At 64.7% G+C, this 26,156-nt stretch carries 21 protein-coding genes; 14 read left to right on the top strand and 7 right to left on the bottom strand.

The annotated features are described in order from the left end of the window. Positions 1 to 16: 16 nt before the first annotated feature. The gene (locus ACEN8I_RS01465) at positions 17 to 829 is read left to right on the top strand and encodes an enoyl-CoA hydratase-related protein (protein ID WP_413325523.1); all 813 of its coding nucleotides are present in this window, start codon (positions 17 to 19) and stop codon (positions 827 to 829) included. Positions 830 to 832: 3 nt separating this feature from the next. On the opposite strand, the gene ACEN8I_RS01460 is transcribed toward ACEN8I_RS01465, so the two are convergent. From ACEN8I_RS01460 to ACEN8I_RS01450, 3 genes are read right to left on the bottom strand one after another with little or no spacing between them, the layout of a single operon-like run. Next, positions 833 to 2,647 carry a M61 family metallopeptidase gene (locus ACEN8I_RS01460; RefSeq protein WP_413325521.1) on the bottom strand — a complete coding sequence of 605 codons (1,815 nt, stop codon included), beginning with the start codon at positions 2,645 to 2,647 and terminating at the stop codon, positions 833 to 835. A 42-nt stretch (positions 2,648 to 2,689) separates the two neighbouring features. Beyond that, complete coding sequence (locus ACEN8I_RS01455; RefSeq protein ID WP_413325519.1) at positions 2,690 to 3,403, bottom strand: DsbC family protein; 714 nt, start codon at positions 3,401 to 3,403, stop codon at positions 2,690 to 2,692. Positions 3,404 to 3,436: 33 nt separating this feature from the next. Further along, complete coding sequence (locus ACEN8I_RS01450) at positions 3,437 to 4,555, bottom strand: FAD-dependent monooxygenase (RefSeq protein WP_413325517.1); 1,119 nt, start codon at positions 4,553 to 4,555, stop codon at positions 3,437 to 3,439. Between the two features lie 95 nt (positions 4,556 to 4,650). On the opposite strand from ACEN8I_RS01450, the gene ACEN8I_RS01445 reads away from it, so the two are divergent. After that, positions 4,651 to 5,574: an MOSC domain-containing protein gene (locus tag ACEN8I_RS01445; RefSeq protein WP_413325514.1), complete on the top strand. Its 924-nt coding sequence runs from the start codon at positions 4,651 to 4,653 to the stop codon at positions 5,572 to 5,574. Here ACEN8I_RS01445 and ACEN8I_RS01440 read toward each other — a convergent pair. Further along, a complete protein-coding gene (locus ACEN8I_RS01440; protein WP_413325512.1) occupies positions 5,559 to 7,472 on the bottom strand; it encodes a 7TM-DISM domain-containing protein in 1,914 nt (637 codons plus the stop codon). The genes ACEN8I_RS01445 and ACEN8I_RS01440 overlap by 16 nt on opposite strands. Between ACEN8I_RS01440 and ychF the strand changes: the two genes are divergently transcribed. The 3 genes from ychF (at position 7,471) to ACEN8I_RS01425 (ending at position 9,897) form a co-directional block, all read left to right on the top strand. Beyond that, the gene (gene ychF, locus ACEN8I_RS01435) at positions 7,471 to 8,562 is read left to right on the top strand and encodes a redox-regulated ATPase YchF (RefSeq protein ID WP_413325510.1); all 1,092 of its coding nucleotides are present in this window, start codon (positions 7,471 to 7,473) and stop codon (positions 8,560 to 8,562) included. The two genes, ACEN8I_RS01440 and ychF, sit on opposite strands and share 2 nt — an antisense overlap. 208 nt (positions 8,563 to 8,770) lie before the next feature. Next, positions 8,771 to 9,127: a RidA family protein gene (locus tag ACEN8I_RS01430; RefSeq protein ID WP_413325508.1), complete on the top strand. Its 357-nt coding sequence runs from the start codon at positions 8,771 to 8,773 to the stop codon at positions 9,125 to 9,127. Between the two features lie 32 nt (positions 9,128 to 9,159). Continuing rightward, complete coding sequence (locus ACEN8I_RS01425; RefSeq protein WP_413325506.1) at positions 9,160 to 9,897, top strand: rRNA pseudouridine synthase; 738 nt, start codon at positions 9,160 to 9,162, stop codon at positions 9,895 to 9,897. Between the two features lie 12 nt (positions 9,898 to 9,909). On the opposite strand, the gene ACEN8I_RS01420 is transcribed toward ACEN8I_RS01425, so the two are convergent. After that, the gene (locus ACEN8I_RS01420) at positions 9,910 to 10,392 is read right to left on the bottom strand and encodes a YqaA family protein (protein ID WP_413325504.1); all 483 of its coding nucleotides are present in this window, start codon (positions 10,390 to 10,392) and stop codon (positions 9,910 to 9,912) included. Positions 10,393 to 10,534: 142 nt separating this feature from the next. On the opposite strand from ACEN8I_RS01420, the gene dusB reads away from it, so the two are divergent. The 3 genes from dusB to purH all read left to right on the top strand — a co-directional run bounded on the left by dusB (position 10,535) and on the right by purH (position 13,510). Further along, positions 10,535 to 11,626: a tRNA dihydrouridine synthase DusB gene (gene dusB, locus ACEN8I_RS01415; RefSeq protein ID WP_413325502.1), complete on the top strand. Its 1,092-nt coding sequence runs from the start codon at positions 10,535 to 10,537 to the stop codon at positions 11,624 to 11,626. Continuing rightward, the gene (locus ACEN8I_RS01410) at positions 11,623 to 11,859 is read left to right on the top strand and encodes a Fis family transcriptional regulator (RefSeq protein ID WP_007864972.1); all 237 of its coding nucleotides are present in this window, start codon (positions 11,623 to 11,625) and stop codon (positions 11,857 to 11,859) included. Before dusB ends, ACEN8I_RS01410 begins: the two co-directional genes overlap by 4 nt. A 67-nt stretch (positions 11,860 to 11,926) precedes the next feature. Next, a complete protein-coding gene (gene purH, locus ACEN8I_RS01405; RefSeq protein ID WP_413325499.1) occupies positions 11,927 to 13,510 on the top strand; it encodes a bifunctional phosphoribosylaminoimidazolecarboxamide formyltransferase/IMP cyclohydrolase in 1,584 nt (527 codons plus the stop codon). Positions 13,511 to 13,573: 63 nt separating this feature from the next. On the opposite strand, the gene hemL is transcribed toward purH, so the two are convergent. After that, positions 13,574 to 14,905 (bottom strand): glutamate-1-semialdehyde 2,1-aminomutase, encoded by a 1,332-nt coding sequence (gene hemL / locus ACEN8I_RS01400; protein ID WP_413325497.1) that lies wholly within the window; start codon positions 14,903 to 14,905, stop codon positions 13,574 to 13,576. Further along, positions 14,886 to 15,857, bottom strand: a complete 972-nt coding sequence (thiD, locus tag ACEN8I_RS01395; protein WP_413325495.1) for a bifunctional hydroxymethylpyrimidine kinase/phosphomethylpyrimidine kinase — start codon at positions 15,855 to 15,857, stop codon at positions 14,886 to 14,888. Before thiD ends, hemL begins: the two co-directional genes overlap by 20 nt. A gap of 82 nt (positions 15,858 to 15,939) precedes the next feature. Here thiD and ACEN8I_RS01390 point away from each other — a divergent pair, with 82 nt between their 5' ends. The 6 genes from ACEN8I_RS01390 to ACEN8I_RS01365 all read left to right on the top strand — a co-directional run bounded on the left by ACEN8I_RS01390 (position 15,940) and on the right by ACEN8I_RS01365 (position 26,145). Beyond that, a complete protein-coding gene (locus ACEN8I_RS01390) occupies positions 15,940 to 16,113 on the top strand; it encodes a rubredoxin (RefSeq protein ID WP_074576308.1) in 174 nt (57 codons plus the stop codon). A gap of 73 nt (positions 16,114 to 16,186) precedes the next feature. Then, positions 16,187 to 16,585 carry a response regulator gene (locus ACEN8I_RS01385; RefSeq protein ID WP_007864980.1) on the top strand — a complete coding sequence of 133 codons (399 nt, stop codon included), beginning with the start codon at positions 16,187 to 16,189 and terminating at the stop codon, positions 16,583 to 16,585. Then, complete coding sequence (locus ACEN8I_RS01380; protein ID WP_007864987.1) at positions 16,585 to 16,950, top strand: response regulator transcription factor; 366 nt, start codon at positions 16,585 to 16,587, stop codon at positions 16,948 to 16,950. Before ACEN8I_RS01385 ends, ACEN8I_RS01380 begins: the two co-directional genes overlap by 1 nt. Before the next feature lie 21 nt (positions 16,951 to 16,971). Continuing rightward, positions 16,972 to 17,502 carry a chemotaxis protein CheW gene (locus tag ACEN8I_RS01375; protein WP_007864988.1) on the top strand — a complete coding sequence of 177 codons (531 nt, stop codon included), beginning with the start codon at positions 16,972 to 16,974 and terminating at the stop codon, positions 17,500 to 17,502. A gap of 30 nt (positions 17,503 to 17,532) precedes the next feature. After that, positions 17,533 to 19,824, top strand: a complete 2,292-nt coding sequence (locus ACEN8I_RS01370) for a methyl-accepting chemotaxis protein (RefSeq protein ID WP_413325492.1) — start codon at positions 17,533 to 17,535, stop codon at positions 19,822 to 19,824. Positions 19,825 to 19,902: 78 nt separating this feature from the next. Then, entirely contained in the window at positions 19,903 to 26,145 is a 6,243-nt protein-coding gene (locus ACEN8I_RS01365) for an Hpt domain-containing protein (RefSeq protein WP_413325490.1), read from the top strand. The last annotated feature ends 11 nt before the right edge of the window (positions 26,146 to 26,156 follow it).

Raw genomic sequence — 26,156 nt, 5'->3', positions numbered from 1 at the left:
GCAGGAGAGCCCCGCCATGACCGATTCCCCCGCTAGTGCCGACCCCGCCGTTTTGTACGCCACGCAAGGCGCCGTGGCCGTCATCACGCTGAACCGCCCGCAGGCGCTCAACAGTTTTACGCGGCAAATGCACCGCGAGCTCTGGGCCGCGCTGGACCGGGCCGAGGCCGACATGCAAGTGCGCGCCGTGGTGGTCACTGGCGCCGGCCGCGGCTTTTGCGCCGGTGCCGACCTGTCGGAATTTGATTTCGCGCCTGGCCCCGGCCTGGTCGAACGCGCAGACCCGGGCCCGCTGATCGACCAGGCTTTCAACCCCACGGCGCGCCGGCTGCTGGGGCTGCGCATGCCCACGGTGGCCGCCGTCAACGGTGTGGCCGCGGGGGCAGGCGCCTCGCTGGCCATGAGCTGCGATATGGCGGTGGCCGCGCCCGGCGCGAGTTTTATCCAGGCCTTCAGCAAGATAGGCCTGGTGCCCGATGCGGGCAGCAGCTGGTTGCTGGTGCAAAAACTGGGGCTGGCCCGTGCCATGGGCCTGGCGCTTACGGGCGACAAGCTGCCTGCGGAGCAGGCCAAAGAGTGGGGGCTGGTCTGGGATGTGGCGGACGACCCGCTGGCCGCCGCCGTGGCGCTGGCGCAGCGGCTCGCCGCACTGCCCACCCGGGCCCTGGTGGCCACACGGCAGCTGATGCGCGAAGGCATCACCCGGACCTTGCACCAACAGCTGGATGCGGAGCGCGACATGCAGTCGGCCCTGGGTCGCACGCACGATTATTTTGAGGGCGTGGCTGCTTTCCTGGAAAAGCGCCCCGCGGCCTTCAAGGGCGAATAGGCCTCAGGCTTTGGGCCCCAGCCATTGGTCCATCAGCGCGGCGTCCTGAACTGCCAGGCGCCAGGTGGTCAGCGCCGGCGGCATGGCCAGCTCCAGTCGCATCAAGCGCTTGTCGCGCGATACCAGGGCGATGACTTTTTTGGCCTCGCCGGCGTAGTGGGTAAGGTCGTCGAGGCGGCTCATGCGCCAGCCGCCGTCCATGCCACGCGCCGCGGCTTTGGTGGCAGGCTCCAGTCCCAGCCATTCATCGCCGGCCGCAAAGCCGGCTCGTTCGGCAGCGCCGCCGCGCAGCACCGTCTTGACCTGCACCACGCCCTGGCTTTCGCCCACGCGCAGGCCCAACCGGTGGGCCAGCTGCGCGGGCTCTTCCAACACCGCCACGCCGTGCTGCTGCAGCAGCGCCTTGAGCGGCAGCTCGTCCCGTCCGTGGACCCAGCGGGCGAGTTCCGCCGCGTACGGCCTGTGCCCGGCCGCCGCGAGTTCTTCCGCGAAATCGGCCTCGCGCATGGGACCGGCCTTGCAGCGCAGCCAGAGGGCGCGCATCACGTCGTCCAGCGTGCCGGCCTTGGCGCGCCGGTGCTCCCTGGCCTCGCCGCGCAGCGTGAGGTCAAAGCACAGCGCCACCAGCGAGCCCTTCGTGTAGTAGCTCACGGTGGCGTTTGGCGTGTTTTCATCCTGCCGGTAGTACTTGACCCAGGCATCGAAGCTGGCCTCGGCCACCGACTGGACGAGGCGGCCCGGGGTCTGCATGACCTGGTTGATGGTCTTGTTGAGCAGCTTGAGGTAGCCGGCGTTGTCCAGCAGGCCGGCGCGGCGCAGGAAGAGGTCGTCGTAGTAGCTGGTGAAGCCCTCGAAAAACCACAGCATGCGGGTGTAGTTTTCCCCGGTGTAGTCGTAACTTTCAAATTCCGCGGGGCGCAGGCGCTTGACGTTCCAGGTGTGGAAGTACTCGTGGCTGATCAGGCCGCGCAGCGTGGTGTAGCCCTCGGTGCTGCGTGCTTCGCCCACACGCGGCAGGTCCTGGCGCTTGCAGATCAGCGCGGTGGAGTTGCGGTGTTCCAGCCCGCCATAGCCGTCGTCGACGGCGTTGAGCATGAACAGGTAATCGCGAAAGGGCGCTTTTTTGGCGCCGTGCCAGAAGCGGATTTCGGTTTCGCAGATTTTCTGCGTGTCGGCCAGCAGCCTGGCGCCGTCGAAACTGGCCGTGGCGCCCGCCACCACCACGCGGTGCGGCACGCCGCGTGCCGTGAAACTGCCGCTCCAGAAGGCGCCCATTTCCACCGGGCAATCGACCAGTTCGTCGTAGTCGGCCGCCGCATAGCTGCCAAAGCCCTGCTTGTTGGTGTCGCGCGGCGCCAGGCCCGTGGCCAGCGACCAGCCTTTGAGCGACTTGGGCGCCGGGACCTCCAGCAGGTGTTCGGCCTTTTCCCGGCCCTGCACTTTCAGACACAGGCTGGTGCCGTTGAAGAAGCCGCGGTGCGCATCCAGCCACGCGGTGCGCACCGAGTTGTCGTTGGCATATACCTCGTAGCGCAGCACCAGCGGCCTGGCCGGCGAGCATTGAACCTGCCAGGTGCACTTGTCGAGCTGTTCCACGGGAAGCGGCGTAGTGCCGGCCTGCCGGGCCTCGAGTTTTTGCAGGTTTTTGGAGAATTCCCGCACCAGGTAGCTGCCGGGAATCCAGACGGGCAAGGAAACCCGCTGCAGCGCGTCAGGCTGGGCGATAGTGAGGGTGACGCGAAAGAGATGGGCGTGAAGGTCGCCGATTTCGACGCGATAGCGGACAGGGGGGAGGATATTTTTTGTGGGGCCTGGCATCTTGCGCACAGAATACCCCAGGTCCGCGTTAATAACAGGTTCTTAGGGGGTTTTGGCGACCAGCATTTTTTCGACTTCTTCCGCGCTGATGGCGCCGGGTGCGCGCGAGCCGTTGGCAAAAATCAGGGTGGGCGTTCCGGTTATGTTGTATTTCTGGCCGAACTCGCGGTTTCTCTTGAGGGCGGCGATGTCGCACTCGGCGTTGGCGGGCGCGGTGTTGCGCAACATCCAGTCGTTCCAGGCCTTGGGCTTGTCCTTGGCGCACCAGATGTTTCGCGACTTGGCGATGGAGTCCGGCCCGAGCACGGGGTATAGGAAGAGGTAGACGGTGACGTTGTTGACCGTGCTCAGATCGCGCTCGAAGTGCTTGCAGTAACCGCAGTTGGGGTCTTCGAACACCGCCAGCTTGCGTTTGCCGTCGCCGCGCACGATCCGGAAGGCGTCTGCCAGGGGCAGCTTGTCGAAATCCACCTCGCTGAGCTTTGAGATGCGCTCCTCGGTCAAATTGCGGCGCGCCCTCACGTCCATGAGGTTGCCCTGCAACAAATAGTTGCCTTGCTCGTCGGTGTAGAAAAGGTCAAAACCGACGCGCACTTCATAGAGGCCATTCATCGGTGTCTTGCTGACTTCGTCGATTTTTGCGAACGCCGGGAATTTTTCAGACAGATTTTTGCGGATGACGGCTTCCTGCGCGAAGGATGGAACCAGGCTGCATGCCAGCAAGCCGAACACGGCGATTGATCTCAAGAATTTCATGTCGGTTCCAGTGTCTTTCTCTGTCTCAAATCTCTATAAACCCGCGGCCTGCCGCGTCAGCCAGTTTTTCAGGAAACCGCTGCGTTCAAAGCCCTTCATGCCCCAGTTGCGCAAAGCCTGCCAGCGCCCACCGGTCTGCGCGAACAGCCCATGCAAACCATCGGTCACCGCGCCCATGGCCGCGACGTCGGCCTTGCGGGCCCTTTCGTAGCGGCGCAGCAATTTTTCGTCACCCAGCCCGCGCCAGTATTCGCGCTGCGCCAGCACACCGGCCAGGCAGGCCGCATCGGCCAGGCCCAGGTTCAGGCCCTGGCCCGCCAGCGGGTGCACTGTGTGCGCCGCATCGCCCGCCAGCGCCCAGCCCGGGCCTACCCAATGCCCGGCACTTGACAGCGAAAGCGGCCAACTGGCTCGCTCGCTGGTCAGCCGCAAGCTGCCGGCTTCCCGGCCGCACACGGCTTCCAGTGCTTTGCAGAATTCTTCAGGCGACAGTTTTTCCAACTCGCTGGCGCGTTCCACAGAGACTGACCACACCAGCGCCGCCAAGTTCCCCTGGCCGCCGGATAAGGGCAACAAAGCCAGGATATCGCCGCCGGTGAACCACTGGCGCGCCACGCCGCCGTGGGGTATGCCCAGCTCCAGCCGGGCGGCAATGGCTTTTTGAGGGTAGGGCTTGACCGTCCAGTTGACCGGGCGCAGCTGGCCGAATTCGTCGCGGCTGGCGCTTTTCTGGCCTTCGCAGATGACCTGCAGAGCGGCTTTGGCCGGCTCGGCCACGGTTTCAATCTGCGGCTGGTAGCGCACCGCCTGCACCAGTTGCTGCTCCAGCGCCGGGACATCCACAATCCAGGCCAGCGCGTCCTGACCTACGCTGCGTGCGGTGAAATCCAGCTTGCCGCCGTCGTCGCCCCAGACCTGCATTTCCAGCACCGGCGTGGCAAAGGCCGCTTCGGGCCAGGCGCGCAGGGCTTCCAGCACGCCGCGCGAGGCGCTGTTCAGGGCGTAGGCGCGCACATCGACGGGGTGTGCGCCCGCGGTTTTTTCAGGGCGGGCGACCAGCGCCACGCGCAAACGCTCGCGCGCCAGCAGCAAGGCCAACGTGCGGCCTACCACGCCGTCACCGCGAATACAGACATCAAAAGTCTTGGACATGCCCCATTTTAGAAGGCAGTGCAAAATCGGCGTTCCGGGCCAGCCCCCTAACCGCAATATTTCGAGCTTTCCCGCATTTACAAGGATTTGACGACGTGAGCCACGCATTGAACGACACACCGGCAAGCCCCGCGACGGCCGATGCCGCTTTTGACCTGAACGCGGTGATCTCGCGCCTCTATGTGTACCCGGTCAAATCCTGCGCCGGCGTACAGGTGCAGGAGGCCTTGCTGACCGAGACCGGGCTGGAGTTCGACCGCGCCTGGATGGTGGTGGACGACAAAGGGCATTTCCTCACGCAGCGCGAATTGCCGCGCATGGCGCTGATCAAGCCGCAGCTGAGGTACCACGACATGGTGCTGCGCGCGCCCGGCATGCTGGCCCTGCATATCGCCCTGGACCAGGTCGAGGAGCCGGTGCGCGTGAAGGTCTGGAAGGACGAGGTCCAGGCCTATGACATGGGCCCCATTGCCGCCCAGTGGTTCAGCGATTTCCTGGGCCGCACGGCGCGCCTGGTGCGCTTCGACCCGGAACACAAGCGGGTTTGCAACACCGAGTGGACAGGCGGCCTGGAGGCGCTCAACCAGTTCAGCGACGGCTATTCGCTGCTGGTGCTCAGCGAGGCTTCGCTGGCGCAATTCAATGAAAAACTGGTGGCTTCGGGCGCAGCCGCCGTGGGCATGGAGCGCTTTCGCCCCAACATCGTGCTGGGTGATGCAATCGGCGACCAGGGCCTGGCGCCGCACGACGAGGACCGCGTCGACCTGCTGCAGATCGCGACGCAGCAGGGCCCGGCGCAGCTCAAGCCCGTCAAGCCCTGCCCGCGTTGCCCGATTCCCAATATCGACCCGGCCACGGCGACCAGCAGCCCCGAGGTGGGCGACATGCTGCAGACCTACCGGCAGGATCCGCGCGTCAACGGCGCGCTGACCTTCGGCATGAATGCCATTGTGCTGGCCGGCATTGACCACCAGCTCAAGGTGGGCCAGGCGGTGGGCGCCAGCTACCGGTTTGAGTGACTTTTGACCGCCCGTAGCGGCGCCGGGGCATGGGCCGCATGGGCTGCGTGTGGCGCCTGGGGTCCTGAATCATCGGCGCCGTCAAAGCCTGACTCTGTCGCCAGCGGCATGGGATGGGTCAGCTCCGGCTCCAGGAAACGGATGGGGCGGCGGGTGCGGGCCGCCATGCTGTGCAGCAGGTCGGCCAGCGCGGCCGATATCTCTTCATGGCTTCCCATGCGCTCGCTAAAGAGTACGCCCGCGACATGGAATTGCAGCACCACCTCCGGTTTCAGCCCTTTGAGCGGCATGAGGCCGGCGGCGATCAGGCGTGCTGCCAGGTCGGTGACGGGCGCGCGCGATGAAACGCCTTCGAGGATCAGGCCGAAGCGGGCTTCGTCGATGCGGCCCACCGTGTTGACGTCACGCAGGATGCGGCGCAGCTTGATGACGCTGCGCAGCAGGCTCTGCTCGGCCACGGCCGTGCCCCAGGTCTTCTTGATGTAGCGGTAGTTGACCAGTTCGATGTAGACCACCGCGGCCGGCTCTTTGTAGCGCTGTGCCCGTCCCACCACCTGTTTGAAGCGGTCGTGGAAAAGGTGGGCGGCCAGCAGGCCGGTGAGCGCGTCCTGGCTGGACATCGCCTGCTCTCGCGCTTCCACCGCATGGCGTTCGCGCGAACGCATGTTCAGCGCCACCAGCAGCAGGGGCACCTCAATCGCCAGCGCCGCCATCAAGCCGTATTGGGACAGCCACGATACCGAAAACAGCCCGAGGATGCTGGTGACGGTCATGAGCGTCACCAGCCCCAGCGGGACGAAGGCCGCGAACACCCAGAAGCCGACGACATCCTGGCGCCGCCAGGTCATGTAAGCCCGGCTTATCCCCATGACAACCACCGCGACCAGGTAAGCGCTGATGAGGCGTACGCCCAGGCCGCGCTCCAAAATAAGATAGAGCAGGGCCAGCGGCACGCCGGCCGCGCCGGTCCAATAGGCAAGGCGCTCAAACCACCTGTGGCGTGAACCCGCGCCGCACAGATGGTGCACGACCAGCAGCGCCGAGCCGCCGCCCAGGATGGCCAGGCAGCCCTGTGCCATGTTGTTCCAGGCGCTGAAGTTGCTCCACAGCAGATGGCCGGCCACGCCGGTCCAGGCCGCCACCACCAGTGCCATGATGGACGCGTAAACGGCATACCAGCCATAGGCCTTGTCGCGGTAGACCCAGCTTTGCACCACGCAGGCGACGATCAGCAGTACCAGCGCGCCGAACACCACGCCGATGGCCAGGTACTCCAGCTGGAGCCGCTGCGCCAGGCTGCTGCGCGTGCTGACCTGGATCGGAATGCTGACTTCCGTCTGGTGCTGTATGCGCACGTAGACGTCGTGCACGCCGTCGTCCGGCAGCTTGAGCTCGAACTGCCCGTAGCGGCCGGGCTCGGGCCAGCTGGAGACCGCCAGGGTGTCCCCAGCGGTCTGGGAGGTCCAGCCCGCTGCGCCGGTGCGCTGGTACACGGTCGCCAGGTCCAGCAAGGGCAGGGGAAAGGACAGCAGCCAGTCCTGGCGCGAGCCGGAAGACCTGGCAAAGCGGTAATGCAGCCACAGCGCCGCCTGGGGGCCCAGCGAATGAATGGTGTCCGCGGCCGGCGGCACGAAGGCGGCGCCCGCCTTGCCGGCACCGGTAATTTGCTCAATGCTGGCCTGGCCGCTGGTGTCTATCCACATGAGGCCGCTGGTGCGCGCGTCCATGACCGGGTTCGCATCGCTCAGGGCCATGACCGGCTGGGCCTGCGCCGGCCCGGCCTGCAGCAGCAAAGACCCGCCCAGCAAAAGGGTGGCGAAGACCTGCCGCAAAGCACCCCAACCCTGGCCGAGCGCGCATCGAATACACTTCTCAGCCTGTTTTTGAAGGTTTCTCATGAGTTTGAAGTGCGGCATTGTAGGCTTGCCTAACGTCGGAAAATCCACCCTTTTCAATGCGTTGACCAAAGCGGGGATCGCGGCCGAGAACTACCCTTTTTGCACCATAGAGCCGAATGTCGGCATTGTGGAAGTGCCCGATCCGAGGTTGGCCCAATTGGCGGAGATCGTCAAGCCTGAACGCATTGTTCCGGCCATCGTCGAGTTTGTGGATATCGCCGGCCTGGTGGCGGGCGCCAGCACGGGTGAAGGCCTGGGCAACAAATTCCTGGCCCACATCAGGGAAACCGATGCCACCATCAATGTGGTGCGCTGCTTTGAGGACGACAACGTCGTGCATGTGGCGGGCAAGGTGGACCCGATCTCCGACATCGAGGTGATCCAGACGGAACTCTGCCTGGCCGACCTGGCCGCCGTCGAAAAAGCCCTGCAGCGCGTGACCAAAGTCGCGCGCTCGGGCGACAAGGAGTCCGCCAAGCTGGTCGTCATCCTCGAAAAATGCCAGGCTGCGCTCAATGAGGGCAAGCCGGTACGGACCCTGGACTTCAGCAAGGAAGAGCTGCCGCTGCTCAAGCAGTTCTTCCTGATCACCGCCAAGCCCGCCATGTTCGTGGCCAATGTGGCCGAAGACGGTTTTGACAACAACCCTCTGCTGGACCGCCTGAAGGCCTACGCCGAGGCGCAGAAGGCGCCGGTGGTGGCGATCTGCGCCAAGATGGAGGCCGAAATGGCCGACATGGAGGAGGAAGACAAAAAAATGTTCCTCGCCGAGATCGGCCAGGACGAGCCGGGCCTGAACCGCCTGATCCTGGCCGCCTACAAGCTGCTGGGCCTGCAGACCTACTTCACCGCGGGCGTTAAGGAAGTGCGCGCCTGGACCATCCATGTCGGCGACACCGGCCCGCAGGCGGCCGGCGTGATCCATACCGATTTTGAGAAGGGCTATATCCGCGCCCAGACCATCGCGTTTGCCGACTACATCGCCTACAAGGGCGAACAAGGCGCCAAGGATGCCGGCAAGATGCGCAGCGAAGGCAAGGAATACGTCGTCAAGGACGGCGACGTGATGAACTTCCTGTTCAGCAACTGAGCGGCAAAGCTGCCGGCGTGCACCGGCAGCGCACAGCTTGATAAAGCCCCACGGCCGGCGGCGTGATGCAAGTCGCGCCACAATGCGTGGGGCGGCCCGCGTCGCAACATGCCCGCGCCAGGGCTGTTTGAATCTGGCGCCCGGCGGTGCCGTCACCGGCTTGTTGAACAAGCCGTCCCGTTAAACACTCGCTTTGAAAGAGAACACCATGTCCATCCAGCGCATCGAAACCGGCCCACGCATGTCCCAGGCCGTCGTCCACAACAAGACCGTTTACCTTGCGGGCCAGGTGGCCGGCGACGACGCCGGCCCCGGCGTGTATGAGCAGACCCGCAGCATCCTGGCCAATATCGACCGCCTGCTGGCGGCCGCCGGCAGCGACAAGTCGCGCCTGTTGAGCGCCACCATCTGGCTGACCGACATGGACAGCTTCGGTGAAATGAACCGCGCCTGGGAAGCATGGGTGGTTCCGGGCGCCACGCCGGCGCGCGCCACGGTCATGAGTCCGCGCCTGGCAGCGGCCAAGTACCACGTTGAAATCGGCGTGGTGGCGGCGCAAGGCTGATTTCTCTTTCACGCCATGACGGTCCCGCCGCGATGACAGAACCCGTTCGCCTCGCCAAGCGCCTGGCCGAAATGCTGTCCTGCTCGCGCCGCGAGGCCGAGCAGTACATCGAGGGCGGCTGGGTCAGCGTCGATGGCGTCATCATTGAAGAGCCGCAGTTCCGCGTGCTCGACCAGCAGATCACGCTGGCCAAGGATGCCAGCCTGCTGGCGCTGGCACCCGTGACCTTGTTGCTGCACAAGCCCGTGGGCTATGAGGCCGGACAGGACGGCGGCGCGGCTTCCCTGGCCGCGTTGCTGTCGCCCGCCACGCAGTCGCCCGGCGACAGCTCCGGCATTCGCCCGCTCAAAAAACATTTTTCGTCGGTGGAGTTGGTGACGCCCCTGGCTACGCCGGCCAGCGGGCTGGTGGTGCTGACGCAGGACTGGCGCGTAACGCGCAAGCTGCGTGAAGACGCCCGCGTGATGGAGCATGAAGTCGTCGTTGATGTCAGCGGAGACATCAAGCCCGGCGGGTTGGAGCGGCTCAACCGTGTGGATCACGGCTTCACGTTCAAGGGCGCGCTGCTGCCGCCGGCCAAGGTAAGCTGGCAAAGCGAAACCCGCTTGCGTTTTGCCCTCAAGGGCGAAGTGCCGGGGCAGATCGCCTATATGTGCGAGAGCGTGGGCCTCACGGTGCAAGGCATGAAGCGGCTGCGCATAGGCCGTGTGGCCATGAGCCAGCTGCAGCCCGGCCAGTGGCGCTATTTGCTGCCGCACCAGCGCTTCTGAGTTTTCTGTTTTTTAACCGGTCACCACGCCGGGAAACGCCCAGATAAGGCTGCCTGTCATCAGGAAGTAGCGCGCAAACTTTCCAACCGCCATGTAAGCCAGGCATGGCCAGAACGGAAACTTGAGCCAGCCAGCGACTGCGCACAGCGGGTCGCCCACCACCGGCAGCCAGGCCAGCAGGCAGGCCTTGGGCCCCAGCTTTTCCAGCCAGCGTATCGCGCGGCCATGGTGCGAGGAATGCTGGTATTTGTCCACCACCTTGTGGGCGCCGTAGCCCATCCACCAGTCGAGCGCGCCGCCCAGCGTGTTGCCCGCGGTGGCGATCAACACCGCCGGCCAGAACATGGCTGGGTTGAGTTTGACAAGCCCGAAGACCACGGGCTCCGAACCCAGCGGCAGCAGGGTGGCCGAAATGAAAGACACCACGAAGACCGTGCTCAGGCCGTACTCGGGCAAGGCCAAAATTTCTATCAGGCGGTGAATCCAGGCTTCCATATATGCATTCGAGTATAGGCAGGGCGGAGCGTCCCGGCTTGTCGGGAAGACACTTACAAGTCCGTGTGCAAATTTCAATTGCTGAAATTTTGGGCAGGTACAATCGTGCCTCCTTTTTCAGCAAGCCCCCGTCCTCCATCCCATGAACATCGGCCCCTACGCTTTGGCAAACAACCTGTTTGTCGCGCCCATGGCCGGCGTGACGGACCGGCCGTTTCGCCAGCTCAGCAAGAAGCTGGGCGCGGGCTACGCCGTCAGCGAGATGGTGACTTCGCGCAAGGACCTGTGGGACAGCCTGAAGACCTCGCGCCGCGCCAACCATGAAGGCGAGGCTGCTCCCATCGCCGTGCAAATCGCCGGCACCGACGCGCAGATGATGGCCGAAGCCGCCGCCTACAACATAGACCGCGGCGCGCAGATCATCGACATCAACATGGGTTGCCCTGCCAAAAAGGTCTGCAACAAGTGGGCCGGCTCGGCCCTGATGCAGGACGAAACCCTGGCGCTGCAGATCGTTGAGGCCGTCGTCGCGGCCTGCGTGCCGCGGGGTGTTCCCGTCACCCTCAAGATGCGCACCGGCTGGTGCCAGGCCGAAAAAAACGCGCTGGTGATTGCCCGCGCCGCCGAGAACGCCGGCGTGCAAATGGTCACCGTGCACGGCCGCACGCGCGAGCAGGGGTACAAGGGCGCGGCCGAATACGACACCATCGCCGCCGTCAAGGCCGCCCTGCGCATTCCAGTGGTGGCCAACGGCGACATCGACAGCCCCGAGAAAGCCCGCGACGTGTTGGCCCGCACCGGCGCCGACGCCGTGATGATTGGCCGCGCGGCCCAGGGCCGGCCCTGGATTTTCCGCGAGGTGGCGCATTTCCTGGCCACAGGCACGCATCTTGCGCCGCCGTTGGTGGTTGAGGTGGAGCGCCTGCTGGTCGACCACTTGCGCGACCACTACGATCTGTACGGTGAATTCACCGGCGTGCGCACCGCGCGTAAGCACATCGGCTGGTACGTGAAGGCCTTGCCCGGCGGCGAAGCCTTTCGCGGGCGCATGAATTTGCTGGAGGACTGCGACGCTCAGTTGCGCGCGGTCAGTGATTTTTTTGAGGGCTTGGGCACGCAGATGGACCGGATTCCGGCCGCTGCTGCCGCCGTGGCCGGCGAGGATATTGAAGAGGGCGTGCCGGGGCAGGCACGGGCGAACAAAGATAAAAACCGGGAAGAAGCTGCTGCATGAGCAAGAAACACATCGAAGAGTGCGTACGCACCAGTCTGGAAGGCTATTTCAAGGACCTGCGCGGCACGGAGCCCGACGGCATGTACGACATGATGGTCAAGGTGGTGGAAAAGCCACTGCTGGAGGTCGTCATGCAGCATGCCGAGCAAAACCAGTCGCGCGCCGCCGAATGGCTGGGCCTGAACCGCAACACCCTGCGCAAGAAACTGGTTGAGCACAAGCTCATCAAATAAACCCCGCGTCCGGCCGCCCCGCCGGACTTCCGAACCGGCTCCCTTGTGGGCTTTTGAGAACACCACCATGAACGCACTGATTTCCGTTTCCGATAAAACCGGCATCCTCGAATTCGCGCAGGCGCTGCACGCCCTGGGCATCAAACTGCTGTCCACGGGCGGCACGGCCAAGCTGCTGGCCGACGCCGGCCTGCCGGTGACCGAGGTGGCCGACCACACCGGCTTTCCGGAAATGCTGGACGGCCGCGTCAAGACCCTGCACCCCAAGATCCATGGCGGCCTGCTGGCCCGGCGCGATGTGCCCGAGCACATGGCGGCGCTGGCCACCCACGGCATAGACACCATAGACCTGCTGGTGGTCAACCTCTACCCCTTTGAGTCCACCGTGGCCAAGCCCGGTTGCACGCTGGAAGACGCGATCGAGAACATCGACATCGGCGGCCCGGCCATGGTGCGCTCCGCCGCCAAGAACTGGAAGGACGTCGGCGTGCTGACCGACGCCTCGCAGTACGCGGGCGTACTCGCCGAACTGAAAGCCGGCGGCAAGCTCAGCGACAAGACCAAGTTCGCCCTGTCGGTGGCCGCCTTCAACCGCATCAGCCAGTATGACGGCGCCATCAGCGACTACCTCTCCGGCATCCAGGCCGACGGCGGCCACGGCATGTTCCCCGGTCAGGCCAACGGCCGCTTCATCAAGGTGCAGGATTTGCGCTACGGTGAAAACTCGCACCAGCAGGCGGCGCTGTACCGCGACCTGTATCCTGCGCCAGGCTCGCTGGTCACGGCCAAACAGCTGCAGGGCAAGGAACTCTCGTACAACAATATCGCCGATGCCGACGCCGCCTGGGAGTGCGTCAAGAGCTTCGACCTCATCAAGGACGGCGCCGCCTGCGTGATCGTCAAGCACGCCAACCCCTGCGGCGTGGCCGTGGGCAAGGATGGCCTGGAGGCCTACAGCAAGGCCTTCAAGACCGACCCGACTTCGGCCTTCGGCGGCATCATCGCCCTCAATTGCCCGCTCGACGAGCGCGCCGCGCAGCAAATCTCCAAACAGTTTGTCGAAGTGCTGATGGCGCCCGCCTTCACGCCCGAAGCGCTGGAAGTCTTTAAGAGCAAGGTCAATGTGCGCATCCTGCAGATCGACCTGCCGCCCGGCGGCGACACCGCCTGGAAACAGGGCCGCAACCTGATGGACGTCAAGCGCGTGGGCTCGGGCTTGCTGATGCAGACCGCCGACAACCACGAACTCGCCATAGGCGACCTCAAGGTCGTCAGCAAGCTGCAGCCCACGCAGGAGCAACTGCACGACATGCTGTTCGCCTGGAAGGTCGCGAAATACGTCAAGTCCAACGCCATCGTGTTCTGCGCCGACGGCATGACGCTGGGCGTGGGCGCCGGCCAGATGAGCCGCATCGACTCGGCCCGTATCGCCTCCATCAAGGCCGCCAACGGCGGCCTGACGCTACAGGGCTCGGCGGTCGCGAGCGACGCCTTTTTCCCTTTCCGCGACGGCCTCGACGTGGTGGTGGACGCCGGCGCGACCTGCGTGATCCAGCCCGGCGGGAGTATGCGGGATGATGAGGTTATCGCGGCAGCCGACGAGCGCGAGGTGGTAATGGTGTTGACCGGAGTGCGGCACTTCCGGCACTGAGTTGGAGGAGGCCCGGCTTTCAATCCGGGTCCCGGCCTCGCCGCCAGGAGCGGCGCAATCGGTTCAACCCGCGGCGAAAAACTTTGCCGCCGCATCCACCGTGGCGTCGATATCCGCCGCGGTGTGCGCTGAGCTGACGAAACCCGCTTCATACAGCGCGGGTGCGTAATACACCCCGCTGTCGAGCATCGCATGGAAGAAGCGGTTGAACGACGGCCCGTCGGTGGTCATGACAGTCGCGTAGTTCTGCGGCAATTGCCTCAACAGGAAAAAGCCGAACATGCCGCCTTCGCTGTCGCCGCAAAACGGCACGCCGGCCTTGGCGGCCGCCTGGGTGAGGCCGGCGACCAGGCTGCGGGTGCGCTCGCCCAGGGCCTCGTAAAAGCCGGGTTTGGCGATTTCGCGCAGCGTCGCCAGGCCGCAGGCGGTGGCGACGGGGTTTCCCGAGAGCGTGCCGGCCTGGTAGACCGGGCCCAGGGGGGCGAGCTGCTCCATCACGGCGCGGGTGCCGCCAAAGGCCGCCAGCGGCATGCCGCCGCCTATGACCTTGCCCATGACCGTCATGTCGGGCTTGAAGCCGGGAATGCCGCGGGCATAGACGCTTTGCGCGCCGCCCAGGGCCACACGAAAACCGGTCATGACTTCGTCGAACACCAGCAGCGCGCCGTGCTGCGTGCACAGTTCGCGGCAGCGTTTCATGAAAGGCAGGCTGGCGCGCACGAAGTTCATGTTGCCGGCAATGGGTTCAATCATCAGGCAGGCGATGTCCTTGCCGTGCAGGGCAAAGGCCTCTTCGAGCTGGGCCAGGTGGTTGTATTCGAGCACCAGGGTGTGCTGCACCACTTCGGGCGGCACGCCGGCACTGGTCGGGTTGCCGAAGGTGGCCAGGCCCGAGCCGGCCTTGACCAGCAGGGCATCGGCATGGCCGTGGTAGCAGCCCTCGAATTTGATGATCTTGCTGCGGCCGGTGGCGCCGCGCGCCAGGCGTATGGCGCTCATGGCGGCTTCCGTGCCTGAGCTGACCAGCCGCACCATTTCGAGCGAAGGCACCAACCGCACGATTTCTTCGGCCAGCTCGACCTCGCGTTCGGTGGGCGCGCCGTAGGAAAAACCCTCGAGTGCGGCTTTTTGCACGGCCTCGAGCACCGCCGGGTGGCCGTGGCCCAGGATCATGGGGCCCCAGGAGCCGATGTAGTCGATGTAGCGTTTGCCGTCGGCATCCCAGAAATAGGCGCCCTGCGCGCGCTGCACGAAACGCGGCGTGCCGCCCACGGCCTTGAAGGCCCGGACCGGGGAATTGACCCCGCCGGGGATCAGCTTTTTGGCGCGTTCAAAGAGGGCATCGTTGCGAGAGGCTGCCTGGGGTGTTGCGGGCTTAGTGTTTGGTGGTTCCATTGGGGGGCAGGTCAAGAGAGGGTTTGGACGTCAGCTCGACGTCGTCATTGGCATCGCCCGCTTCCTCCCCGGATTCGTCGTCTTCGGGGTCAACGTCGGCCTGCGCCCAGAACAGGCGGTCCGGCACGATATTGCCCATGCCGGGGTGAAAGCCGGCGTCCAGGCTGTGGTCCAGGAAGGTCAGGGCTTCGGCGGTGGCCGCCTGCAGGTCGTGGCCGTTGGCCAGCAGGGCCGAGAGCGCGGCGGACAGGGTGTCGCCGGCGCCGGCGAACACGGCCTCGAAGCGCTCGAATTTCTCACTGTAAAGCACCGCCTGCGGCGTAGCGAGCACGTTGTCGATGAACTGGTCGGGCATGGGAACGCCAGTGACCAGGGTGTAGGGCACGCCGAGGTCGGCGGCGGCTTTGGCGATGTCGCGGGCCGTGGGATTGCGCTCGCCAGGCCAGTCGGGCAGCAGCCAGCGCCACAGGCTGCTGTGGTTGCCGACCAACACCGTGGTTTGCGGCAGCATCAGCTCGCGAAAGGCGTCCAAATAGCTGTCGATTTCGCTTTCCTCCCACCAGGAGAGGTTTGGCATGTAGGCGATCAGCGGCACATCGGCATAATCCGAGGCGATTTCGGCGATGGTGGAGATGTTTTCGGGGCTGCCGACAAAGCCGACCTTGATGGCCGATACCGGCATGTCTTCCAGCGCCGAGCGGGCCTGGTCTGTTACAGCTTCTTCGTCGAAGGCGAAGTGGTCGAAGATTTCGGCCGTGTCGCGCACATAGGCGCCTGTTACAACCGCCAGTGCATGCGCGCCGGCCGAGGTGATAGAGGCGATATCCGCCGTCAGCCCGCCGGCTCCGCTGGGGTCGTTGGCATTGAATGTCATGACGCAGGCCGGTGATGCGTCGGTGTCCTCGATTTGGAGCTGTCGGCTGTCCAGTTGAGGTATTTTGGGGTTTGCCATAGGCTGCGATTTTGCCTTGTACGCGAATAAGCAACGCCGCCTCGATACAATTGTTGCATTCTATTCGAAGGCAACTTAAGCTGTGACTCAATCAACGACGTGGATGTGTTTAATTTGTGGCTGGATATACGACGAAGCTGCCGGCGCGCCCGAACATGGCATTGCTCCCGGGACGCCATGGGCCCAAGTGCCCATGAACTGGACCTGCCCCGAATGCGGTGCGCGCAAGGAAGACTTTGAAATGGTTCAGATCTAATGTCCGGATACCAGCCTGGACAATCGCGGACCGGCGCCAGCCGCCGGTACCTGCAACATGAGGAGCATAGGCAGTGAGCATTCCCAGTTCCGGACTGAAGGTTTTGGTCATCGATGACAGCAACACCATCCGGCGTAGCGCCGAGATATTCCTGAAGCAGGGCGGGCACGAAGTGCTGTTGGCCGAAGACGGGTTTGATGCCCTTTCCAAGGTCAACGACTACGAGCCTCACCTGATCTTCTGCGACATCTTGATGCCTCGCCTTGACGGCTATCAAACCTGTGCGATTATCAAGCGCAATGTGAAGTTTTCCAACGTTCCCATTGTGATGCTGTCCTCCAAGGACGGCGTTTTCGACAAGGCGCGCGGTCGCATGGTGGGCTCTCAAGACTACCTGACCAAGCCTTTTACCAAAGATCAGCTGCTGCAGACCGTTCAGGAACTCGGCAGCGCCAAACAAGGAGTAGTGTGATGGCAATCAAGAAAATACTGGTAGTTGACGACTCCAAAACCGAATTGATGTTTCTGACCGATCTGCTGGTCAAGAACGGTTTTACGGTCAAAACTGCTGAAAATGCGGAAGATGCGTTCAGGCGCCTCGCAGAAGACAAGCCCGAGCTGATCCTCATGGATGTGGTAATGCCGGGCCAGAACGGCTTCCAGCTCACGCGTGCCATCACGCGCGACCCGCTGTACTCCGATATCCCCATCATGATGTGCACCAGCAAGAACCAGGAAACCGACCGGGTCTGGGGCATGCGCCAGGGCGCCCGCGACTACATCACCAAACCGGTGGATGCGGATGAGCTGATGGCCAAGATCAAGGCCCTCGGCTGATTTACGGCGTAAAACCAAAGCATGGCGAACAGACAAGCCCTTAGAGAACTACAAACCCGGCTGGCCGACAGGTTGCAGATTGCGCGTACGCAAGGCGTCGCCGCGTCCTGGCTGGCCGTGGAAGCGGGCGGAAAAAAATACCTGTTTCCCCTGAGCCAGTCCGGCGAAATTTTCCCCTGGGTCAACACGCAGCCTGTTCCGTACACGCAAAACTGGTTCGCCGGCGTTGCCAACCTGCGGGGCGGCCTGTTCGGCGTGGTGGATCTCGCCAGCTACGTGAGCGGCCAGGCACCTCCTCCCAAAAATGAACTCGCGCGCACCGATTCCCGCCTTGTGGCGCTCAACAGCGCGCTGGAGGTCAACTGCGCGCTGCTGATCGACAAGCTCTCCGGACTGCGCAACCAGGACGCGTTCAGCGATTTCTCCGAAAAAGCGCCCGACGCGCCCGATTTCTTTGGCAACCAGTATGTCGACCTTAACGGCGCGACCTGGCAGGAAATCAACCTTCAGTTGCTTGCACAGCAAGCGCATTTTTTGACGATAGGCGCATAGCGCACACTGTTTCTCCCCGGAAGGCTCACCATGTCTGTTATTGAAAATATCCAGAAGCTGTTTAAAACAAAGTCCGTCCAGCCCGAGGACAGCATGGACATGGCTTCCGTCGGCACGCCGGACCCCCTGGCGACCGGCGCCATGGATGAGGCCTCGCTGCAGACCGCCACGGTGCGGCAGGCGGACGGCAATGATGATGCGTTTGGCTCCAGCCGCATCGCGAGCGCCGAGGAGTCGGCGTCCGTCGCCAGTCCCGAGCTCCTGAGCCTGCCTTTGCTGGGCCGCAAGACCATGGGCCAGCACCAGCGAATTCTGGTGTTTTTCCTGGCGGTGTCGGTGGCGGTGCTGGGTACGGTGACCTTCCTGGCGCTGAACCAGGCGGACAAAGTGGCTCAGCAGGTGGCGGCAACCGGCCAGTCCCTGATGCAGTCGCAGCGTCTGGCGAAATCAGTATCTCAGGCGCTGGTGGGTAGCGCCCAGGCCTTCCCCGACGTGCGCGAAAGCTCCGACGTGCTGGCCAAGACCGTGCGCGGCCTGAAGGCCGGTGAAGACAGCCTGCGCCTGGCGCCGGTGAGCGAAGACTTGCAGCCCGACGTGGAAAAGGTCACGCCCTTCATGGAGCGCGCCGAAAAGAACGCCAAGACCGTGATGGGCCAGCAAAACATTCTGACGCAGGTGGGCAACGCTCTGCGTACCATCAACCGCCAGTCGTCCGACTTGCTGGAAATCGCCGAAACCGTGTCCTCGCTCAAGCTCCAGCAGAATGCGGCGCCCGCGGAAATTTCCGCCTCCGGCCAGCTGGTGATGTTGACCCAGCGTATCGGTAAGTCCGCCAACGAATTCCTGACCATGGAGGGTGTGAGCCCCGAAGCCGTGTTCCTGCTGGGTAAGGACTTGAACTCCTTCAAGGAAATCGCCCAGGGCCTGCAGGAAGGCAGCCCCGAGCTGCGCCTGGCCGGCTCCAAGGATCCGCAAACCCGTGAACGCCTTGAGGCCCTGATGGCGCTCTACGAGCAGACGCGTGTACAGGCCGGCGCCATTCTGGGCAACTTGCAGGGCCTGGTGTCCGCCCGCGAAGCGCAATCCTCCATCATTGCCGACAGCGAGCCGCTGCGCCGGGGCCTGGAAGACCTGCAGAGCAAACTGTCCTCGCAGACCGGTTTGGGCGCCACCGCCCTGACGACCCTGGTAGTCGCCGCCGTCTTTGCGCTGCTGTGCGCCGCGGGACTGGCCAAATTGCAGGTGGAGGACAGCAAGCAACGCCAGGCCGTTGCCGAAATCCAGCGACAGGAAGCGAAGGGGCAAGAGCAGGACGCCAAGCGCGTCAACGACGCCAACCAGGCCGCCATTTTGCGTTTGATGAATGAGTTGCAGACAGTGGCTGAAGGCGATTTGACGCAGGAAGCAACCGTGACCGAGGACATCACCGGCGCTATCGCCGACTCGGTGAACTACACGGTGGAAGAGTTGCGGCAGCTGGTGGGTAACGTGCAGAACACGGCAACACGCGTGGCGCAAACGACGGCCCAGGTGGAAAGCACCTCTACCGAACTGCTGGCGGCCTCCACCGAGCAGCTGCGCGAAATTCGTGAAACCGGCCAGTCGGTGCTCGACATGGCGTCCCGAATCAATGAAGTGTCCACGCAGGCGCAGGAATCTTCCCAGGTGGCGCGCCAATCGCTGACCGCCGCCGAATCCGGGCTGCAGGCCGTGCAGAACGCCATCGGCGGTATGAACTCCATCCGCGACCAGATCCAGGAAACCTCCAAGCGGATCAAACGGCTGGGCGAATCGTCCCAGGAGATTGGTGAAATTACCGAGCTGATCTCGGACATTACCGAACAGACCAACGTGCTGGCGCTGAACGCGGCCATCCAGGCGGCGTCAGCCGGTGAAGCCGGACGAGGCTTCTCGGTGGTTGCGGAAGAAGTGCAGCGACTGGCCGAACGCTCCGCAGACGCCACGCGCCAGATTTCGGCCCTGGTGAAAGCCATTCAGACCGACACGCAGGATGCGGTGGCCGCTATGGAACGCTCCACGCAGGGTGTGGTGGAAGGGGCCAAACTGTCCGATAACGCGGGTACCGCGCTGACCGAGATTGACCAGGTGTCACGCCGCCTCGCCGACCTGATTGAGCAGATTTCCAACTCCGCCTCCCGCGAAGCCGCTTCGGCCAACGTGGTGGCCGGCAACATCCAGCACATTTTCGCGGTGACGGAGCAAACCGGAGAAGGTACCCGTTCCACGGCGCAGCAGGTGCGCGATCTTTCCCGCATGGCTGAAGAGCTGCGTCAGTCGGTGTCCCGATTCAAGATCGCCTGACGCTGATGCCCGTATGCCTGTCGTGCGCCGACCGCCGCCTTAGCCTCTGACACCGATTCCAGAACCGGCCCGCTATTTATGCAATCCAACGTCCCGAACTCAACCGCTGCCGAGCTCGATCTTGCCGTCAACGACCTAGGCCCTCTCGCATGGGTGCTTGACGAACTTCGCAAGTCGCTCGATGGCGCTGCCAAGGCGCTCAAGCGTTTCGTGCGGGATGCCGAAGCCGCTCGCGGCTCCGACCTCGCGGCCGTGGATGCCAGCCAGCTTCGGATTGCCCGCCAGCAGCTGCACCAGGCGGTGGGCGCGCTCGAGATGGTGGGCCTGGCCGGCCCCGCGTTGGTACTGCGTGCAATGGAAGCGGCCGTGCAGAAGTTCGTGCAGCAGCCCGAGCAATGCAGCCAGGAAGCCGCCGGCAAGATCGAACGGGCCAGCTTTGCCCTGACCGAATACCTCGAGGGTGTGCTGGCCGACAAGCCGATTTCGGCCGTGTCCCTATTCCCCCAATACCGCGACGTGCAGGAATTGCTGCGCGCCGATCGCATCCATCCCGCGGACCTGTGGCCTTTCGAATGGCGCTGGCTGGAACCTGAACTCACGGCCGCCAGCGAGCCGCGCAACTACGACGACAGCGCGCGCGCCGTGCTGGACCAGTCGGTGCTGCAGATCATGAAGGGCAAGGCACCGCAAGCCGCCAAAAGCCTCAAGGAACTCAGCCTCGGATTCGCAACCCGGCAGGCCGACCGCCAGCCCCGCATCTTCTGGAAGATAGCTGCGGCTTACTTTGAAGCGGTCGCCAACGAACTGCTGGGCTCGGACCTGTACGTCAAGCGCGCCGCTTCCCGCATCCTGATGCAGTACGCCTCGCTGGCCAAAGGCGACAATTCCGTTTCCGAGCGCCTGGCGCAGGACCTGCTGTTTTTCTGCTCGCAGGCGGTATCGGCGCGCGCCAGCGACACGCCTGTGCTGTCGGCCGTGCGCTCCGCCTACGGCCTGAACCGCTTCAAGCCTGTCGACTACGAACTCGTCCAGTTCGGGCGCTTCGATCCGGCCCTGCTGGCCCAGGCGCGCAAGCGTATCACCTCGGCCAAGGAAACCTGGTCGGCCCTGTCCGCCGGGGATGCCAACAAATTCAAGTTGGTCAGTGACCAGTTCAGCCTGGTGACCGATTCCCTGCTCAAGCTCCATCCGCCCAGCGAGCCGCTGGCGCAAGCCCTGAGCAAGGCCGTCGACACCGTGGTGCGCTCGGGCCAGGCTCCCGGCATCGAACTGGCCATGGAAGTGGCCACCTCGGTGCTGTACCTGGAGGCCGCGTTTGACGACCTGGATCCCAATGATCCACAACTGGCGGTGCGCACGGCCAACCTCGCGGAGCGCCTGGAGGGCGTGCGGGCCGGTGGCCAACCCCAGCCGCTGGAAGGCTGGATGGAAGAGCTTTACCGCCGTGTCAGCGACAAGCAGACCATGGGCAGCGTGGTCGGAGAATTGCGCGTCTCCCTGGGCGAGCTCGAAAAATCGCTGGATGTGTTCTTCCGCAATCCGCAGGACAAGGTGACGCTCCAGGCGGTTCCCGGGCAGCTGTCGCAGATGCGCGGCGTGCTGTCCGTGCTGGGCCTGGATCAAGCCTCGCACGCTGTGCTGCGCATGCGCGACAGCGTCGAGCAGATGCTGGTCACCGAAATCGACGAACAGCAGGCGCGCGCCGCAGGTACGTTTGAGCACCTGGGCAACAACCTGGGCGCCCTGAGCTTTCTGATCGACATGCTGAACTACCAGCCCGCGCTGGCGAAGAAGCTGTTTGTCTACGACGACCAGAAGGGCGAACTCAGACCGCTCATGGGACGTGCGCAGAATGCGGCAAGCGCCGCTTCGGCCGTCACCGTCAACAGCGACATGCTGTCCCAGGAAGTCATCGCCGTGGTGCAGGATGCCGGCCAGGGCGAAGCCGACGCAAGCCTCACCATCAAGCTCGACACGTTGGCGACCCATGCGGCACTGGCAGAACAACCCGCCCTGGCGCAAACCGCCCGCGAGGCCGCTGTGGCTGTGTCCACGAGTGATGCCGACGCCGCCGCCACGGCGCTCACGACGTTGGCCTTCACTGTGGCGCCGGCGCCGGCCGCGCCTGAACCCGCGGCTGAATCCGACGACTTTGAAGAAGACGACCTGCGCGACATCTTCCTGGAGGAAGCGCGCGAGGTGATAGGCAACGGCCGGGAAGCCCTGGCTGCCCTGGCCTCCGACCCGGCCGACGTTTCACAGCTCACTGTCCTGCGCCGCGCTTTCCACACCCTCAAGGGTAGTTCGCGCATGGTGGGGCTCAACGAGTTCGGCGAAGCCGCTTGGTCGCTGGAGCAGATGCTCAACACCTGGCTGGCCGACCAGAAGGCCACCACCGACGAGTTCAGGGCCCTGTCCAGCGAAGCCATGGGCGGTTTCGCCGACTGGATCGCCGACATCGCCGCCAACAAGGACGGCGCCTGGTCCGCATCGGTCTTCCGCGCCAGCGCCGATGCCATGCGCACCGAAGGCCGTTACAGCCCGCTGGTGCTGGGCGCCAAGGCGGCTGCGGCCGCGCCCGTGGCTGCCCCTGCTGCCGTCGCCGAGCCAGCTCCCGCCACGGAGCCGTCTGCCGCCGAGGCCTTCTCCCTGCCTGACGTCGAACTGGACGCCGGTGCGCCCGAAGCCGCAAGCGCGGCGCCCGCTGAGGCGCCGGCACCTCTCAATGACCTGGACTTTGATCTGGTGTTTGGCGACGCTGCCGCGCCGGCCAAGCCCGCCGAGCCGGTGGGCGAACCCGCGGCCGAGATTGCGGGCATCGATTTCGACAGCCTGTCGGCACTTTCCGGCGATGCCGCTGTTCCGGCGCAGCCCGTTGCGGCCGCCGATGCCGGGCCGGTGCTCGAGCTGGACAGCGCGGAAGCCATAGAGCTGTCCGACGCCGACTTTGACAAGCACTTCCATGCCGAAGCGGCCGAGCCCGTCAAAGCCGATCTGGCCGACGACCTGAACTTCGACTTTTCGGCCACGCCGCCGCAGGCCGCCGCCGTGAGCGAACCCGTTCCCAGCCTGCCGCAGGTCGAGGCGCTTGATGCCCTGGACCGTGTTGAGGCCACCGACAGCGCGATGTCGGCCGAGGGCGGCGATGAGCAGGTCAAGGTCATAGGCGCTTTGCGCATCAGCATCCCGCTTTACAACGTCTACCTCAACGAGGCCGACGAATGGTCGCGCCGGCTGGTCACGGAAGTGGCCGAATGGTCGCTGGAGCGCAACCAGCCGGTCAGCGATTCCACCGTGGCCCTGGCGCATTCCCTGGCCGGCAGCTCAGCCACGGTCGGGTTCGACGCCCTGTCCGAAATGGCCCGCGCGCTGGAACAGGCCTTGCAGCAATCCCGCGCGCATCACCGCAACGGCGCCGCCAAGTACGGCCAGGTGTTTGTGGATGCGGCGGAAGACATACGCCGGCTGCTGCACCAGTTTGCCGCCGGCTTCCTCAAGGAGCCGGACGCCGGTGTTCTTGATCGCCTCAAACAGCTCGATTTCTCCGACTCGGTCCTGCCGCCAGGCACTGACTTCTCTGAGTACGATTTCGATTCTGAGTCTGAGTTCGAGTCCGTCCTGCCCCGGGAACCGGCCGTGGAGCCCGAGCCGTTGCCGGAACCCGAGCCCGAGCCGGTGGTGATGCAGGCCGTCGAAGAAGCTCCGCTTATCGAGGTGCCAGCACCCGCACCGGCGCCAGCGCCTGTGCAGTCCGCCCCCGTGCCGCCGCCCGTTGCGTTTGTCGCTCCCCCCGTGGTCGCCGCGTCGCCGGTGCGGGCGGCCACACCGGCGCCCGCGGCCCAAAATTTCGAGGACGAAGAGGACGAGGAAATCGATGCCGTCGATGCCATCGACCCCGACCTGTTCCCGATTTTTGAGGAAGAAGGCGCTGAACTTATGCCCCAGCTGGGCGGTGCGTTGCGGCAGTGGTCCGCGCGGCCCGACAACCAGGGCGCGCGCATGGAAGTGCTGCGCGCGCTCCATACGCTCAAGGGCAGCGCCCGGCTTGCCGGTGCCCTGCGCCTCGGTGAAATGGCTCACCGGATTGAATCCGAAATCGAGTTCCTCGGCTCCGACGCCGCGGCCTCGGCGGAGTTCGACGCCCTGATCAACCGTTTTGACGCGATGGAAGCCGCGTTCGAAGCGCTGCGCAACGCCGATGCGGCGGCCGCCGCCGCGCCCGTGCAGCTGGCCCCCCTCGCCGCTGCGCAGCCCGAGCCCGTCTCCGCGCCGGTGCAGGCCGCCGCAAAGCCCGACGCTGCCGAGGCCGCCGCGGAAAGCCCCGCGCCGGCCGCTGCTGCCGCAGGCGGTTCCCGCAAGCTCTCCGTGCCGGCGCCTCAGGCCATGGCCATGCAGCCCTTGCGGCAAGCGGCCAACGCCTCTATACGCGTGCGGTCCCAGCTGCTGGACCGCATGGTCAACCAGGCTGGTGAGGTCATGATCACGCGCTCGCGCCTGGAGGCCGAACTCAGCCAACTGCGCGGCTCGCTCAACGACATGAGCGGTAACTTGAACCGCTTGCGCCAGCAGTTGCGCGACATCGAGCTGCAGGCCGAAACCCAGATGCAGTCGCGCCTGGCGCAGGCCAAAGAGGCCCAGGCCGGGTTCGACCCGCTCGAGTTCGACCGTTTCACGCGCGTGCAGGAACTGACGCGCATGATGGCCGAATCCGTGAACGACGTGGCGACCGTGCAGCGCACCTTGCAGCGCACGGTGGAAGCCACCGAGGACGACCTGATCGCCCAGGCCCGCCAGACCCGCGAGCTGCAGCGCGACCTGCTGCGCACGCGCATGGTGGAATTTGAAGGCATCTCCGAGCGCCTGTACCGCGTGGTGCGCCAGGCCTCCAAGGAAACCGGCAAACAGGTGAAACTGGACCTGCTGGGCGGCACCATCGAGATGGACCGCGGCATGCTGGACCGCATGACCCCCGCCTTCGAACACCTGCTGCGCAACTGCGTGGCCCACGGCATTGAAAGCACCGAGGTTCGTACCAACGCCGGCAAGGACCCGGTCGGCGTGATCACCGTCCACTTGCGCCAGGAAGGCAATGACGTGTCGGTCGATTTCAGCGATGACGGCGCCGGCCTGAACCTGCACCGCATCCGCGAAAAAGCCGTCAGCCTCGGCATGATCGCGCCGGACCAGGTCATTGAAGACAGCGACGCCGCCAACCTGATTTTTATGCCCGGTTTCTCCACCGCGGCCCAGGTGACCGAACTGGCCGGCCGCGGTATCGGCATGGACGTGGTTCGCTCCGAAGTCAACTCGCTGGGCGGCCGGATTGAAACCTCCACCGTGGCCGGTAAAGGCACCCACTTCAAGCTGGTGCTGCCGCTGACCACGGCCGTGACGCAGGTGGTGATGATTCGCGCCGGCAATCTCTCGGTGGGCGTGCCCGCCAACGTGGTGGAAACCGTGCGCCGCGCCTCCGCCAAGGAGCTGCAGCAGGCCTACAACACCGGCACGCTGGAGATCGCCGGCGAAACCATGCCTTTCTTCTGGTCGGGTGCCTTGCTGCAGGCTTCGCAGCACAGCAGCGAAGTCCAGGGCAAGACCACGCCTGTCGTGGTTTTCCGAAGCGCCGCGCAGCGTATCGCCCTGCACGTCGATGAAGTTCTGGGCAACCAGGAAGTTGTGGTGAAGAACCTCGGGCCGCAGCTGTCTCGCCTGCCCGGCCTGGCCGGCATGTCCGTGCTGGCTTCCGGCGCGGTGGTGCTGATCTACAACCCGGTGGCGCTGGCTTCGGTGTACGGCCAGCAGGCCCGCGCCTGGAGTACCGACCGCGCCGAGCCGCACATGCTCGAAGGATCCGGTGCCACGGCGGCAGGCGCCGCCCCGAGCGCCGGTACCGGCAGCGTCGCGAAAGCGCCGACCCTGACGCCCGCAGCCCCGCAGATTCCGCTGATTCTGGTGGTCGATGACTCCATCACGGTTCGACGCGTCACGCAGCGCCTGCTGCAGCGTGAAGGCTACCGCGTTACCCTGGCGGCTGACGGCCTGCAGGCGCTTGAGCGCCTGCAGGAAGAGCGGCCGGCGGTGGTGCTGTCGGACATCGAAATGCCGCGCATGGACGGCTTCGATCTGGCGCGCAACATCCGCGGCGACGTGCGACTGAACAACCTGCCCATCATCATGATCACCTCGCGCATCGCTGAAAAGCATCGTGAACACGCCAAGGAACTCGGCGTCGATCATTACCTGGGCAAACCGTTCTCGGAAGAAGAGCTGATGAGCCTGGTGCGGCACTACTGCGCCGCCGAGACCGCGATCTCCGCCTGACCTTGCAGGAT

Origin of the sequence: Polaromonas sp. CT11-55 (genome assembly GCF_047303325.1) — a bacterium.
Classification (GTDB): Bacteria; Pseudomonadota; Gammaproteobacteria; order Burkholderiales; family Burkholderiaceae_C; genus Polaromonas.
Note: the sequence above shows the minus strand (reverse complement) of the source record. Positions and strands in the feature narration are given on the sequence as shown.

What these genes read in the sequence shown, in the direction of transcription:
- ACEN8I_RS01465 (WP_413325523.1), top strand. Translation starts at nt 17, where the DNA reads ATGACCGATTCCCCCGCTAGTGCCGACCCCGCCGTTTTGTACGCCACG.
- ACEN8I_RS01460 (WP_413325521.1), bottom strand. Translation starts at nt 2,647, where the DNA reads ATGCCAGGCCCCACAAAAAATATCCTCCCCCCTGTCCGCTATCGCGTC.
- ACEN8I_RS01455 (WP_413325519.1), bottom strand. Translation starts at nt 3,403, where the DNA reads ATGAAATTCTTGAGATCAATCGCCGTGTTCGGCTTGCTGGCATGCAGC.
- ACEN8I_RS01450 (WP_413325517.1), bottom strand. Translation starts at nt 4,555, where the DNA reads ATGTCCAAGACTTTTGATGTCTGTATTCGCGGTGACGGCGTGGTAGGC.
- ychF (WP_413325510.1), top strand. Translation starts at nt 7,471, where the DNA reads ATGAGTTTGAAGTGCGGCATTGTAGGCTTGCCTAACGTCGGAAAATCC.
- ACEN8I_RS01440 (WP_413325512.1), bottom strand. Translation starts at nt 7,472, where the DNA reads ATGAGAAACCTTCAAAAACAGGCTGAGAAGTGTATTCGATGCGCGCTC.
- ACEN8I_RS01430 (WP_413325508.1), top strand. Translation starts at nt 8,771, where the DNA reads ATGTCCATCCAGCGCATCGAAACCGGCCCACGCATGTCCCAGGCCGTC.
- ACEN8I_RS01425 (WP_413325506.1), top strand. Translation starts at nt 9,160, where the DNA reads ATGACAGAACCCGTTCGCCTCGCCAAGCGCCTGGCCGAAATGCTGTCC.
- ACEN8I_RS01420 (WP_413325504.1), bottom strand. Translation starts at nt 10,392, where the DNA reads ATGGAAGCCTGGATTCACCGCCTGATAGAAATTTTGGCCTTGCCCGAG.
- dusB (WP_413325502.1), top strand. Translation starts at nt 10,535, where the DNA reads ATGAACATCGGCCCCTACGCTTTGGCAAACAACCTGTTTGTCGCGCCC.
- ACEN8I_RS01410 (WP_007864972.1), top strand. Translation starts at nt 11,623, where the DNA reads ATGAGCAAGAAACACATCGAAGAGTGCGTACGCACCAGTCTGGAAGGC.
- purH (WP_413325499.1), top strand. Translation starts at nt 11,927, where the DNA reads ATGAACGCACTGATTTCCGTTTCCGATAAAACCGGCATCCTCGAATTC.
- hemL (WP_413325497.1), bottom strand. Translation starts at nt 14,905, where the DNA reads ATGGAACCACCAAACACTAAGCCCGCAACACCCCAGGCAGCCTCTCGC.
- thiD (WP_413325495.1), bottom strand. Translation starts at nt 15,857, where the DNA reads ATGGCAAACCCCAAAATACCTCAACTGGACAGCCGACAGCTCCAAATC.
- ACEN8I_RS01380 (WP_007864987.1), top strand. Translation starts at nt 16,585, where the DNA reads ATGGCAATCAAGAAAATACTGGTAGTTGACGACTCCAAAACCGAATTG.
- ACEN8I_RS01375 (WP_007864988.1), top strand. Translation starts at nt 16,972, where the DNA reads ATGGCGAACAGACAAGCCCTTAGAGAACTACAAACCCGGCTGGCCGAC.
- ACEN8I_RS01370 (WP_413325492.1), top strand. Translation starts at nt 17,533, where the DNA reads ATGTCTGTTATTGAAAATATCCAGAAGCTGTTTAAAACAAAGTCCGTC.
- ACEN8I_RS01365 (WP_413325490.1), top strand. Translation starts at nt 19,903, where the DNA reads ATGCAATCCAACGTCCCGAACTCAACCGCTGCCGAGCTCGATCTTGCC.